The sequence below is a fragment of the Colwellia maritima genome (assembly GCF_022669015.1).
In the GTDB taxonomy this organism is placed as follows: domain Bacteria; phylum Pseudomonadota; class Gammaproteobacteria; order Enterobacterales; family Alteromonadaceae; genus Colwellia; species Colwellia maritima.
Window position 1 is genome coordinate 776,984 of sequence record NZ_JAKKSL010000001.1, and the last position, 14,548, is coordinate 791,531.

The following is a 14,548-nucleotide window of genomic DNA, read 5'->3' on the forward strand; positions in this document are numbered from 1 at the left end:
AAAAAGCTCGTTTTAGTCGACTCGGTGGCTTTTGCTATTCTGAAATAGAATTGGACAAACACACCATTTTACTGGGTGAAGGTAACGTGGGTAAATCAAGTTTGCTTAACTGCATTCGATTGTTTTTGTTACCCGAAGTCAACTTTAATAAAGCCAAAGATAAGTTTAATTTTAGAAGTTCAAATGGTGATGAATACGATAAAGACCAGTCGTTTGGGCATTATTTTCCAACCAAGTATTCACACCTAATAATTGAAGTTGAAAAAGTGATTGGCGGTAAAAAATATACCCATTGCCAGATATTAAGCCGAGGCAACAACCTTGCCTTTGAACGAATTTTTACAACGCTTGCTTATAATGATATTCGTTCATTATTTTGGCAAGTAGAAGCGGACGATCACTATCATATAGGTTCTCGAGTAGACAAGCTGTCGACTCAAGAGGTTTTTGCTAAAATAAAAAGCCAAGACAAATTCTGTATCACCGTAAAAGACCCGCAAAAATTAAAAGACTTAATGTACGCCAGAGACATTCTGTCAGACGTGGCTATGCGTTACAGTTTGTTTCCGCTTAATGATGCCTCAGAAGAAAATATCGAATCATTACGTGCATTAATCTTAATGTTATTTGATATGAAAACCTCAAATAAAGCGGTAGCTAAAGCAGTAGCTAATTTAATTGAGGCAGAAAAGAAAGAAACTACCGATGCCTTACAGTTTGATATTCAAAGCTTTATGATGGCGCATGATCAGTTAAAAGAAGAAGAACAAAAGCTAACCGATATAGAAAACAAAAGTAATGAATATAATGAGCTAACACAAAACTATGCCCGTTATAGTGAGTTGTCTAGTGCAGAAAGCCAGTTTGTTGACTTGTATTTGTATCTAGAAAATGCCATTCAAACACAAAGCCACAATATTAATGAATCTGCAACGCGTATTAAAAATTATCAGCTGCAACTTAATCCGATCAGCGCTCAAATTAAAGAACACAACCAAAATATATTTGCTGCCAATAAAGCGCTTAGTAAAGCTATTAGTACTATTGAAAAAACAAACAAAGATATTAATAAAGCTGAGGCAGAACTCAACTTATATGGTGATATGTCGCATACCGAAGTGGTTGAAATTTTAGATGAAGACATCAGTAGCAGTTATGAAAAAATTCAATCGCTTAAAGATAATAACGCTAGACAGAACCGTATAGTCAAACTGCAAAATCAAATTGATCGTTACACCATACAACAGCAACAACTTGAGCAAGATATTGCTAATGCTGAATATACTCTAGTGCAACAATTGCCTAGTGATACCATTACTTTTTTAAACACGCTCAATCATCAACTTAGTTTTGCTAATCCGGGTAAGTTATTAAGAGATCAAGATCGAAATGCGATCAATAACTTTCAACAACTCTTTGTTGATCAAGGTTATTCGTATGCATTTTTTGGTCAAGAAATCAGAAAGTCTAACACCCCTAACAATCGTGATTTAGCAAGAGAATTAGATAACATTAAGTCAGAATTATTAGCTGATATATCGGAGAAAAAATCCCTTGAAAACTTAGGCGCCGAAAACCCGTTAATTATTGAGAAAAAGTTAGCGGGTTTAGAGAAAGAGCTTAATGAATCATTAAGAATCAAACAACTGATTACTGACCTTAATGAAAATAAAACTGCGATAAAAATTTACGCTAATCAGCAAAGGGAAAATCAGCAAATACTTGATGAGTTAACCCCTGTTATTGCTAAATTGTCAGCGCAGCAAACAGAATTAGCAAGCCTGATAGAAACCGAGCGAATGACACAAGCGCAATTAACGCAAGCGCAGTCTCAGTTATTGTCGGTAAAAGGCAATGCAGATGGCACTAAACAAGCTTACCCGAAAATTCAACGACAACTTGAACAGCAAACCGGCTGTAAAAATACACCTGAAGCATTAACACTCGAATACTTACAACAGTTACAAACAAACCTTCAAGCGGTTGAAAAACTCAGAACCAAAATCATTGATACACTCAAAGCATTTGTCACAGACAAATTTGTAGATGCAGACAATGATCTATTTAGTGCTAGCCCTATGCCGAGTGTTATTCATGCGACTTTTATTGAGTTAAAAAGAGTGTATGAAGAAGTGGAAGACCAACGTTTATTATTACGTAGTAAAACCAAAATGCACAACGAAAGTGTCAGCAATTATGTGGATATTTTAGATAAAAACTTTGAACATATTAACCGTTTTGAAAACCAATTAAATAGGGCGTTTAAAGGTATTTCAATTAATGATTTAAATGAAATAGAAGTGTCTATTCATATTGATAATCGTTTTAGTAATTTAATCAAAGAAATTCATAAAAGTTATAATGAATTTAGCGATCAAACCTTATCTGAGCAGTTTTATATTAGGCTACAAGCCTTTAGTGATGCGTTCTTTAAAAACGGTGAGCGCAATAAACTGGTGATGTCAGATATTATAAATGAGGTAAGTTACCGAGTTAAAAAAGACGGACATGATGGTTGGCAAACTAAACAACAATCAACCTCTACCACAGCCTTAATTAATTTAAAATTGGTACGTATGTTGTTGGCTAAACTGCGTGCAGACAGCTGTATGGTGCAATTGCCGGTTATTATGGACGAAGCAGCGAATATTAATGTTGATCAATATGAATGGTTACTTGACGATATTAGAGAAAGTGGCTTCTTTTTATTCACGGCAGGCACTCATAGCTCTGGAGCTGAGTTAGTTCATATGATTGGCCATCATTATGATGTTGACGCGCTTAAAACCGCAAAACCTTATACCAAAGAACGGACAAGAGTTGTGTGGGGAGGACCACAAGCATTTATTAACGAAACTGATTTTGAAGATTATCAAAACGATAACCAAATTGAGTTATTGGAAGGCACTGATGAAACAATTTAGTGCGATTGAAACGTTAAAGTTAATGCTTGAACGACCCAACATTATGTTTAACGTGATCAAGCAAATGGATCGCCAAAACGAACGTTTTATCAGTGAAGCGGCTGTTGCCTTAACGGTATTAGATGAGATTAAAAATTTAGATAAAAAAGAGCAACAGCGTTTTAAAATTGCTTTTGCTACCGAAAATTTAGCCAATTCACATATTGTTGCTGACCAAGACCAGTTTGATAATGTTAATCGCTTAATGTTTCAAGAGTCGGTTTTGGCATTATTTAGGTTATGTGAAACGTCGTTATATCAAGAATTAACCGATGCTAAGTTAAAATCTGAATTAGCTTCTTTTTGGCATATACAAGCCAAATTACATGCCAATGATTGCAGTTTTAATGCCTTAGATCCTGACTACACTGAGTTAGTTGAAGAATTGTTACAAAAAGTCGGTAGTTTGCTCGATTTGCTAAAACGTAATTTAATTAGAATGCAAAATATTAATGGCGATCTTGAGCAACTTTCTATTGATGTGAGTAAGGAAGGTATTGATTTTGTTGAGTATCGTCAGAAGTTACTGGATGATGTTACTCGTTTATATGAACGTCATATTTTGCCAACGCAGCGCTTTGTTAATCCTGATGTCAGGCTTGTTGACGGTGATAATTTACTCGCAACTATTAATTCAATTAAAGTGCTGTTTGACGCACATGGTAAACATGAGTTGTCAGATCAAATTTTTCGCTACAGTTTAAGTTTTAGTAATATTATTAATCCGCTGAAAGATGTTGCTAATCAGATCAATGGTTTTATTAGAAAAACGCAAAAAAGCCTAACTCAATTTAATGCGATGGAATGGCACTTTGAACGATTCAAGCAAAAGTATGAAGCCACGCTAGACGGCCGGGTAAACCGTACCAAGGTGGATAGTTCTTTTGCTAAAGATATCCCTTTTATGAATCAAGTTAAACGGATACCACGTCCCAAAAGCTTGAAAATTGAGAATAACGAATCGTATTTTTATAATATTTTTACCGATTTAACTTATTTGATAGAAGATCAATTATTGGTGAGTAATGATGTTTTGGCTGCTGAAGGCGAAGCGTTAATATCATTTACTTCAAAAACTAGGCTTGAACGTGCTAAGCAAATATTCAATCTTATTGAGCAGTTATCGTTGCGTGAATCGAAAGATCTGATTGCAACATTACATTACCGTTTAAAAGACTTATTACCTCATTATCAGTTTGTTGATTTAATTAATGCGGTGGTGCATTACCGAAAAACAATACTACAGGGTAAACACCTGATTAAAACGAATAAAAAATCATATATACAGCACGATAACGAATATTACGTCTATCGTGTGGTTATGCTACAAGAGGCAAGGTAATGGAACAGACTGTAATAAACACTTTTGAAGAAATATCCTATGTAAAAAGTGCGAAGATTTATCGCCTATTTTCACAGGGTAAAGTGTTAAACAAACAGCGATACGATGAAATACACGGCTGTTTTGTTGATGATGAGCTTTTCACGTTAGTGTTTAACAAAATAAAACACTTCACCTCCTTCTTTAAACACATGGGTTACCAGTTAAAGTTTGACGAAGAAGGTGATTTTTATTTTACTCAAGAAATTCGTGACAGTAATAATGATGAAGCCGATGACAACGCCATGAAAATTCAAGCCGTATTACTTTTTATTGGCCGTTATTATGCAAAAGCCGGTGATTTAGCACAACTTGCCGACCCCATGTTTGGTCTTAAAGAAAGTGATATTGAGGCATTAAAGCAAGACGATTTATTAATAAGCTCTTTGAAAGCACTGAGGTTAGAAAATTGGGATAAAGCGTTAGACTATTTATCTAGCCGAGATTTGCTTTTTAAAATGGCGAAAGACCGTTATGTATTAAGCTCTGCTGCCATGGCTTTTTTGAACCGATTAATAACCGCCCATACAGAATTTATCAATAAGTAAATACGCTACTTTCTACACAATATCGGTAATGATTTTTCTGTAATCTGTAATATAAGGGTAGCCCTTAAGTCGGTCTGCACTCACACTAGGCAATTGAGAATCAGGGTTGGCAATCGCAAGTAAATGTTTTATACCAAATTTTTTAGCACTATCTAAAATGGTTAAGCTGTCATCGACAAATAAGGTTGTGCTATTGTCAAATTTCAAATCAATTTGAAGACGTTCCCATAATGTTTGTGATTCCTTGGTTGCACCGTACTGATGCGTAGATATTAGTAAATCAATATGTTGATCGAGTTTGGTACGCTCTACTTTCAATGACAAGCTCTTGGGGTGGGCATTGGTGAGTAAAACGACTTTTTTCCCCGCCTGTTTTAACGCATCTAAAAAAGGCAAAGTATCTGGACGTAATGCAATTTTATGTTGTATTTCTCGTTTTAATTCTACAATAGGTAAATCAAGTTTATCTGTCCAATAATCTAAACAATACCATTGTATTTGCCCCGCAACTTTACTGGTTTCAATGTGCAAATATTCTTGAGCAGCTTGTAATGTAATGTTGTGTGTTTTAGCGTATTTTGTTGGGATATGAATATGCCAAAAGTAATTATCAAAATGTAAATCTAATAATGTGCCGTCCATGTCGAGGATGACAACGTTAATTTTTCCCCAATTAAGCATTTAGAGGTTCCAAAGATGAGGTTTATCGTGTCATTATAGCGGTATGTAGAACGAAATACGCAAACTTATGACAGGGAAAAATCAATTACCGAAAATCAATGGTCAAAAACAAGTGGCCAAAAGCCGTTTATTTGCCATTGAGCAACTAGAATTAACCTTTAGTAATGGAGAAGCGCGTCAATATGAACGCATGGTAGGCTCTGGTAATGGTGCCGTAATGATAGTACCTATGCTTGATGCCGATACCTTTTTGTTAGTGCGAGAATATTGTGCGGGTACCCACAGTTATGAACTCGGTTTTCCTAAAGGATTAATCGATCCGGGGGAAACACCTGAATATGCCGCTAACCGAGAGCTGCAAGAAGAAATTGGTTATGGTAGTAAGCGTTTGCAATTTCTGTCTAAAGTGATGATGGCTCCTGCTTTTTTTAATGCCAAAATGGATATTTATATTGCCACAAATTTATATCCGTCAACTCTCGAAGGGGATGAACCAGAGCCTTTAGAAGCAGTTCCGTGGCCGGTTAAAGACTATCAATCTTTGCTACAACAACCAGATTTTCAAGAAGCACGCAGCATTGCCGCCTTAATGTTATCAATAGACTACTTTTCTTCCGGCAAGTTAATCAAGCAGGGTGAAATATGAGTGCTATGAATGATGAGCGATTATTAAGTATTGCTTTAGACAGTGCAAAAAAAGCAGGTGTTGAGGTAATGAAGTATTATCGTGACAAAAGTTTTACTGCTAACTTAAAAGAAGATGAAAGTCCCGTAACGAGCGCAGATATCGCATCCAATGATATTTTAATGGATCAACTGCAAACCCTAACGCCAGATATTCCTATTATTTCAGAAGAAGTAGGAGCCGTTTCGTTATCACAACGTCACAATTGGCAACGTTATTGGCTACTTGACCCTATTGATGGTACGGGTGAATTTATTATTGGTAGTGGTGATTTTGCGGTTAACATAGCGTTAATTGAAAATGGTTGGCCCAGTATGGGGGTTATTCATGCACCGGATCATCAAACAACCTACTATGCTCAAAATAATTTAGGAGCTTATAAAGAATCAAAAGTACAAGTTAAAAATCAACAGCATCGTATTCACGTTGCCGACTATCAAGGGGCTCGCCCTATTAAAGTGGCAATTAGTAAACGACAACGTATTGAGTTAATAGAGCAATATTTAAACGAAGGTTTTGAATTTGAACATATCGCTTTAGGGAGTTGCTCGTTGAAAAACTGTCTTATTGCCGAAGGTGGTGCCGATTGTTATTTACGTATTGGTGTCACGGGGGAATGGGATACTGGTGCCGACCAGTGTATTTTAGAGCAAGCCGGTGGCACTATAATTGACAGTGAATTTAATCCACTTAGTTATAATAAAAGAGAAAGCCTGCACAACCCAGACTTTCTGAGTTTAGGTAATCAAAATATTCCTTGGCAACAAGTAATAAAAGCCCACAGAAAAGTATATCTATAGCCATTATGCATTCTTGTGCTTAGGCACGCTGCTCAACAATAAATTGTGTATCCAATATATAGGGTGATTTGTTGCCTATTAGTGTTGGTTAAATTAGTGTTGGTTAAACTAGTCCCCCGTTATAAAAACCAGTTGTTGCTCTATAGAGAACCTTGTCTGATTTATTTTTCTTCATTAAACCGATCTCAAGTTACGTAAAACAAGTACGTACATTTAATAATATAGATGTAACCTGTACATTGTTACCAGGCAAATTCTATTATTGCATGCGCTTACCTTGGTTATTACCAATTAATCACAATTGGTTGACATGTAGAAAGTATTTGGTTAGTATTTGATTGTTCCTGGTTATTATGAGTATTAACGAGGCGATTCGATTGTTTAATCATTAGAAATACACATTTGGTGTTTTTTAATTATAAAAACAACTGTTTTGCTTGATTGCTTACATGTCGGGCTCTTACCAAAGATGATGTTTGGTTTAACGTAAGGTTAAGTATTTAGGTGCAAATAAACTTAAAGCTTAATAAATTATAAATTTGTATTGCTAAAAAGGTATGCATTGACCATTTACATGGCATGGGCATAACCCAATAGACATACACCAATATATTTAGGAATTATATATGACAAAACCTATCATAGGTTTCATCGGTCTTGGCCTTATGGGTGGCAACATGGTTGAAAACCTACAAAAACGTGGTTTTCAAGTGAACGTAATGGATCTTAGTAAAGACGCTGTTGCTCGCGTACTTGATCGTGGTAATGCGACAGAATTTACTTCTGCAAAAGAATTAGCCGCCGCAAGTGATATCGTTCAATTTTGTCTTACTACTTCAGCTGTTGTTGAGAAAATTGTTTACGGCGAAGAGGGTGTTTTAGCGGGTATCAAAGAAGGTAGCGTATTAGTAGATTTCGGTACTTCTATTCCTGCTTCTACAAGAAAAATAGGTGCTGATCTTGCCAAAAAAGGTGCAGGAATGATTGATGCTCCTTTAGGACGTACACCGGCACATGCTAAAGATGGCTTATTAAATATTATGGCCGGCCGGTGATATAGCCACATTCAATAAAGTTAAACCTGTGCTTGAAGAGCAAGGTGAAAATGTATTCCATCTTGGCGCATTAGGTGCAGGCCATACAACAAAACTTATTAATAACTTTATGGGTATGACCACAGTGACAGCCATGTCACAAGCATTTGCTGTTGCCGATAAAGCGGGTGTTGATCGTCAACAATTATTTGAAATTATGTCAACTGGTCCATCTAATTCACCTTTCATGCAGTTTTGTAAAAACTACGCTGTAGATGGTGTAAGTGATTTAGGTTTCTCTATTGCTAATGCCAACAAAGATTTAGGTTATTTTCTAACAATGGTTGAAGACTTAGGTAGTGAGTCACTAATTGCTCAAGGTACTTCTACTAACCTTCAAGCCGCTGTTGATGCCGGTATGGGTAACGGTAACGTACCAGAAATATTTGACTATTTCCTTAAGTTAACCAAGTAATAAGCAAGCACTAAGCAAGCACTAAGCAAGTATTAAGCAAGTTAATTGAACACTGTTTCTGAACCTTGTAACTAGCTATGTTAGTTGGTCTGAAATAATACTCAGACCAACTAAAGTAGCCATACGTGCTTAATTTTAGTTGCCTAATTTTAGTATAGAAAATTTGATGGGGTTGTTGCTAGCGCTGCTTCCTTTTAGCCTTTTCATACTCGTTTCATTAATTAGATGTTCATATAGTTAGTGAGATTGGTATTAGAGGCTTTTTTTTTGCAATTTTAATATGAAGTTTAGTTATCGGCTTCTAGATTAAGGTTTGTTGTTCAACCCGTTGTTCAACCCCTTAACCGATAGAACTAGTCGTATTAGGAATTGAATAAAGCCCGCGTTTCTCATTGTTTTTACGTGTAATTTCAGCGAGCGCTCTGGATTCTGCCGCATCAAACAACGCATTAATTAAACGATTAAAGTGTTTATGCATAGCCGATCTTGCTTTGGTAGCATCGCCCGACTTTAATGCCTGATAAATAGCTTTATGTTCGGAAAGTGTTTTTGAATTATCTGCACTACATACACTGTCGTAATCTTCTATTATTTGAGGCGTTGAAGAGCGCAGATCCCAAAGGTTTTTTACGGATAATATCATGGCATTATTACGTGTGGCATTAGCAATTATATAATGGAATTCTTTATCTGCAGCTTCGACAGAATTACCTTTTTCCATATCTACTAAGGTTTGATGTAAACGGTTTAACTCATCTTCATTGATCGTGGTTGCTGCAATCGCCGCTATTTCACCCTCTATTAATGCCCGAGCTTGTGTAACTTCAAAAGCATTCACTTTTTCTGGAGAATCTGACTGTTTTACTTGTTTAAGAACATACACACCCGAGCCTGTTTTAACAACAACCTTAACCCGTACTTCGAGTGCTATTATAGCCTCACGTATGGTGGGGCGACTGACATTAAATGTTTCAGCTAGCTCTCTTTCTGGTGGTAAGCGACTACCAGGAGGATACATTCCAGAATTAATTAGAGCCTCAATTTTATCGACAATGCTCCAAAATAACCTGCGATTGTTGCTCATGTTTTTGTCCTTAGATGGTTACCTGTAAATGACACTTATTGGTAATAATCATATCGCTTATTTTTACGGATGGCAAAAAATATATTATGGCCATAGTTTATGCTAGTTAAATTTTGGTATGTGAGTAAATGAAATAGTAAAAACAATATTGTTACCAATTTATGCTATATTGGTAATGTAAAGTGGTTGACAATTGGTCTAAGTGTTGATTAAATCTAACTCAGTGTAAATTTCTATTTTGAGATTTTTCTCGCTACTAAATTAAGTTGAACTAAGAATTGATTTAGGTCGTTTGGGGTTTCTATGCATCATGCACAAACCCTGTTTTAAATAAAATTAAGAAGAGATATTCATGTACTCGATTAAAAGGCCACAAAAAATAAAACTATTAACATGCTTACTGTGTACTTTTGTTTTATCTATTCCAGTTACAGCAAAAAATTGGGTAGTTAACACACCTGACGTTTACAACAAGACCGTTAGCAAGGTAAAAGTGGTGACACCATAGTATTAGCGGATGGTACTTGGAATAATTTTGAGATTTTATTTAAGGGTGAAGGTACTGCAGAAAAGCCAATTACCTTAAAAGCGCAAACAAAAGGTAAGGTTATTCTTACTGGGCAATCTAATTTAAGATTGGCGGGTAAACATCTAATTGTCTCTGGTCTTGTGTTTAAAGAAGGCTATACACCGAGCAATGAAGTCATTGCTTTCAGAGAAAACAAAACAGAATTAGCTTATTACTCTCGCGTAACAGAAGTTGTTATCGATAACTTCAGTAATCCAGATAAATTTGAATCTGATTATTGGGTGGGATTATTTGGGAAACATAATCGTTTTGATCATAGCATGCTAGTGGGTAAGCGAAATAAAGGTGTGACTATGGCTGTGCGCTTAAACACAGAAGCAAGTCGAGAAAATCACCATCGTATTGACCATAATTATTTCGGTCCTAGACCTATGCTAGGCTCAAATGGCGGTGAAACTTTACGTATTGGTACAAGCCATTATTCTTTATCTGATTCACTCACAGTTGTTGAAAATAACTATTTTGATCGTTGTGACGGTGAGGTTGAAATAATTTCTGTTAAATCAGGTGCAAACAAAATTCTAAACAATACCTTTTTTGAATCAAGAGGTACATTAACGTTACGTCATGGTAATGGTAACCTTGTAGAAGGAAACGTATTTAAAGGTAATGGCGTTGATCATACGGGTGGTATTCGTATTATTAATCGTGATCAAATAGTTAAAAATAATTACTTGGAAGGTTTAACGGGTTATCGCTTTGGTAGCGGATTTACGGTGATGAACGGTGTACCAAACTCTACCATTAATCGTTACCATCAAGTGGTTAATGCTAAAGTAGAAAATAATACGTTTATTAATGTTGAACACATTCATTTAGCGGCAGGAAGCGATGCGGAACGCACTGCCGTACCGAAAAACAGTTACTTTAAAAATAATCTTTTTTACAACGAAAATAATAAAGCGCCTTTTTCACTATTCGATGATATTAGTGGAATTGCATTTGCGGGCAATGTGTCTAATCTATTAAAAGATAACAAAATAAAATCAGGTATTTCTGCTCAAAATTTTTCATTAACCAAAGCAAGTAATGGTTTGCTCTACCCTAATGAAAACAGCGTAAATGTTGGTGTGTCAGCTAAATTGAAACCTACCATAAAAGCCGATACAGGCCCAATTTGGTATGCAAAAAAAGAACCTATTGTTAGTTTTAACTCAGGCAAGACCATTCAGGTATCAGCAGGTGAAAATGCCTTGTTTGATGCCGTAGAGAAAGCATCAGAGGGAGATGTTTTAGTATTAACTGATGGGAACTACGTTGAAAATAAAATTATTACATTAAATAAAACCCTAACAATAAAAGCTGCTAATGCCCATAAAGCTAAAATCACGTTTGGGCGATCTACATTATTTGCCATTGTTGATCATGGTAGCTTGAGTCTAGAAGGCGTGGTTATTTCTGGCAGTGAAAGCCCCGATTCAACAGGCAATACGTTAATAAGAACAGCTAAGTGGGGAATGCTCGTTAATTATCGTTTTAGCATGTTAAATAGCATTATTGAAGATTTAGACATTAACCATTCATTTCATTTTTTTGACTCAGGCAGTCGAGCCTTTGCTGATTATATTTCAATCAAGGGGAATACTTTTAAGAATATTACCGGTGATCTGTTCCGTATGGATAAGGAACAAGATGATTTAGGTATATATAACACCGAATATTTAACCGTTGAAAATAATACCTTTGACAGTATTGGCGGAGCCATTGTTAAGTTATATCGTGGCGGTAAAGATGAAAGTACCTTTGGTCCGCACTTGTCCTTTGTTAATAACAAGGTACTGAATGCATCGAAAGATAAGCGTAATAAAACCTTGGCTAGTCTCTATCTTCATGGTGCGCAAGTTGTATCAATAAGTGGTAATGAATTCAACGATTCGGCACCTATTGTTATTGAACACACTGTTGGCGAACCAATTACGGTAGTAAAAAATAATAGCCTTACTAAAACATCACTACCGAGCGTAAAAGAGCTACACGCTAAAGGCCCGCATACAGCTGTATTACTGAATAACAAGCAATACTAATAAGAGAAATTTATGTCAAATCTTACCCGATTTACAACAATAAGATCAGCAGGCAACGTATTTAAACGTTACTTAACCGCGGTCACTATGATTGTGTTAACTGCACTAGTTTACCAAAGCAATCTGTAATGGCAAGAACCAGTCCAAATCTTGTGATTACCACGGCTGATGTGAAAAATATGCGAGCGGCAATTACCCAAGAAGGAAAGTTTAAAACGACTTTTGTTGCGGTAAAAGCATCAGTAGATAAGCAAATAGCCCAGAAAATAACGGTACCTGTACCACAAGATGGCGGTGGCGGGTATACACACGAGCGACATAAAAAAAATTATCAATTAATGTATGATGCGGGTGTGATCTATCAATTGTCACAAGATGAACGGTACGCGCACTATGTACGTGATATGTTGCTTGAATATGCAAAACTATATCCCACTTTACCACTTCATCCTAAAAGAAAAATGGGTAAACAAAGTCCCGGAAAATTATTTTGGCAAAGTTTAAATGAAGCCATGTGGTTAGTTTATAGCAGCCAAGCGTATGACTTGATTCTATCTTCATTGACCACAACGCAGAAGCAAACCATTGAACAAGGGTTATTTCGTCCAATCGTAAAATTTCTGTCTGTAGAGTCACCGCAAACCTTTAACAAAGTTCATAATCATGGTACTTGGACAACCGCAGCAGTAGGGATGACAGGCTATGTATTAGGTGAACAAGAGTGGGTTGAACAAGCGCTTTATGATTTAGAAAAATCGGGAAAAGGTGGTTTTTTAAGGCAACTGGATGAGTTGTTTTCACCACAGGGGTATTACAATGAAGGGCCTTATTATCAACGATTTGCGTTATTACCCTTTGTTACGTTTGCTAAAGCGATTCAAACGAACCAACCTGAACGTAAAATATTTGAATATCGTGATGGTATTATTTTAAAAGCGATCAATACTACTATTCAATTAAGCTATAACAAATTGTTTTTTCCTATTAATGATTCAATAAAAAGCAAAGGGATAGATACCATTGAATTAGTTAATGGCGTCACTATCGCGTATGGTTTTACTGGAGAGAAAGGTTTACTTGATATTGCCAAACAACAAAATCAAATCATCTTAACTGGTGATGGTTTAAAGGTAGCTCAAGCGCTTGACAATAAATTTGAAAAACCTTATCAATTTAAGTCGATAGCATTTGGTGATGGACATGACGGCAAGCAAGGTGCACTTGTGATCATGCGACAAAATGTTCAGGGTGAACAAGCTGTTTTGTTTAAGCCTGCAGCTCAAGGTTTAGGTCACGGACATTTTGATAAATTAACATGGCAGTTTTATGATCGTGGTGAAGAGATAGTGTCTGACTACGGCGCGGCAAGATTTTTAAATGTTGAAGCCAAGTATGGTGGCCGTTATTTACCTGAAAATGATACATGGGCTAAACACACGGTTGCTCATAATACGGTTGTCGTTGATGAAACAACACACTTTAATGCGAATGTTGAAGTAGGTAATGCTAATTACCCAGAGTTACTGTTTTTTGAAAAATCAGACAATGTGATTCTGAGCTCTGCAAAAATAGATACTGCTTACAAAGGTGTATCGCTCACTCGTACTATGGCACTGATAAATACTCCCATTCATAATGGCAAAGAACAAGCGAAATCATTAGTTGTTGATATTTTTGATGTTAAATCGAAAGAGCAGCATCAATATGACTTGCCAGTACATTATAAAGGACATTTAATCAGTACTAGTTTTAAACTAAATACCAATGTAACCAACCTACCTGTATTAGGTACAGACAATGGTTATCAGCATTTATGGCTGAAAGCCCAAGCTCAACCAAAAGCGGGTTTGTCTCAAATAACATGGTTAAACGAGAATGGGCGTTTTTACACTAACTCGTCTATTATGGATGGAGAGGCATCGTTCATATTTACCCAAATTGGCGCCAATGATCCCCTATTTAATTTACGCAATGAAAATGCGTTCATAAATCGTAAAACAAAGGCTAAAGATCATACCTATGTTAGCGTGCTAGAAGCGCACGGTGAATATAATCCTTCAAAAGAATTCACTCTGAATGCCGTAAGTGAAATTCAAAAACTATCACATAAAAAAATAAATCAAGTTGAAGTAATAGAAATTGGTTTTTCAGATGAGCAACATTATTTGTTAGCGATTAATTCAGCTGAAAACGTTAAGCATAATCAAAAAAGTACATTTTCGTTTAATGGCTCTAAATATCAATTTGATGGCCGTTTTAAATTGTTCGACATTAAAGAGTAGGA

At 36.1% G+C, this 14,548-nt stretch carries 8 protein-coding genes and 2 pseudogenes; 8 read left to right on the forward strand and 2 right to left on the reverse strand.

Features of this window, described 5'->3' with window-relative positions; translation table 11 throughout:
• Positions 1-50: 50 nt before the first annotated feature.
• Genes L3081_RS03915 through L3081_RS03925 form a run of 3 tightly spaced genes read left to right on the forward strand, consistent with a single transcriptional unit; the run spans position 51 to position 4,892 of the window.
• Complete coding sequence (locus L3081_RS03915) at positions 51-2,924, forward strand: hypothetical protein (protein WP_242283638.1); 2,874 nt, start codon at positions 51-53, stop codon at positions 2,922-2,924.
• Positions 2,911-4,305 carry a hypothetical protein gene (locus L3081_RS03920; protein WP_242283640.1) on the forward strand — a complete coding sequence of 465 codons (1,395 nt, stop codon included), beginning with the start codon at positions 2,911-2,913 and terminating at the stop codon, positions 4,303-4,305. The genes L3081_RS03915 and L3081_RS03920 overlap by 14 nt, the downstream gene beginning before the upstream one ends.
• The gene (locus tag L3081_RS03925; RefSeq protein WP_242283642.1) at positions 4,305-4,892 is read left to right on the forward strand and encodes a condensin complex protein MksE; all 588 of its coding nucleotides are present in this window, start codon (positions 4,305-4,307) and stop codon (positions 4,890-4,892) included. The genes L3081_RS03920 and L3081_RS03925 overlap by 1 nt, the downstream gene beginning before the upstream one ends.
• 12 nt (positions 4,893-4,904) lie before the next feature.
• Here the strand turns inward: L3081_RS03925 and yrfG are convergent, their stop codons facing one another.
• Positions 4,905-5,573, reverse strand: a complete 669-nt coding sequence (yrfG, locus tag L3081_RS03930; RefSeq protein ID WP_242283644.1) for a GMP/IMP nucleotidase — start codon at positions 5,571-5,573, stop codon at positions 4,905-4,907.
• A 67-nt stretch (positions 5,574-5,640) separates the two neighbouring features.
• Here yrfG and nudE point away from each other — a divergent pair, with 67 nt between their 5' ends.
• The 3 genes and pseudogenes from nudE to L3081_RS03945 all read left to right on the forward strand — a co-directional run bounded on the left by nudE (position 5,641) and on the right by L3081_RS03945 (position 8,567).
• Positions 5,641-6,219, forward strand: coding sequence for an ADP compounds hydrolase NudE (gene nudE, locus L3081_RS03935; RefSeq protein ID WP_242283645.1), 579 nt, complete (start codon positions 5,641-5,643; stop codon positions 6,217-6,219).
• Positions 6,220-6,224: 5 nt separating this feature from the next.
• Complete coding sequence (gene cysQ / locus L3081_RS03940; protein WP_242285528.1) at positions 6,225-7,058, forward strand: 3'(2'),5'-bisphosphate nucleotidase CysQ; 834 nt, start codon at positions 6,225-6,227, stop codon at positions 7,056-7,058.
• A gap of 626 nt (positions 7,059-7,684) precedes the next feature.
• A pseudogene (locus tag L3081_RS03945) lies at positions 7,685-8,567 on the forward strand (NAD(P)-dependent oxidoreductase).
• A gap of 340 nt (positions 8,568-8,907) precedes the next feature.
• Here the strand turns inward: L3081_RS03945 and L3081_RS03950 are convergent.
• Positions 8,908-9,651 (reverse strand): FadR/GntR family transcriptional regulator, encoded by a 744-nt coding sequence (locus L3081_RS03950; RefSeq protein ID WP_242283647.1) that lies wholly within the window; start codon positions 9,649-9,651, stop codon positions 8,908-8,910.
• Positions 9,652-10,030: 379 nt separating this feature from the next.
• On the opposite strand from L3081_RS03950, the pseudogene L3081_RS03955 reads away from it, so the two are divergent.
• Both L3081_RS03955 and L3081_RS03960 read left to right on the forward strand, forming a co-directional pair.
• Positions 10,031-12,264, forward strand: a pseudogene (locus tag L3081_RS03955) (chondroitinase-B domain-containing protein).
• 128 nt (positions 12,265-12,392) lie between these two features.
• The gene (locus L3081_RS03960) at positions 12,393-14,546 is read left to right on the forward strand and encodes a heparinase II/III domain-containing protein (RefSeq protein WP_242283649.1); all 2,154 of its coding nucleotides are present in this window, start codon (positions 12,393-12,395) and stop codon (positions 14,544-14,546) included.
• Positions 14,547-14,548: the final 2 nt, after the last annotated feature.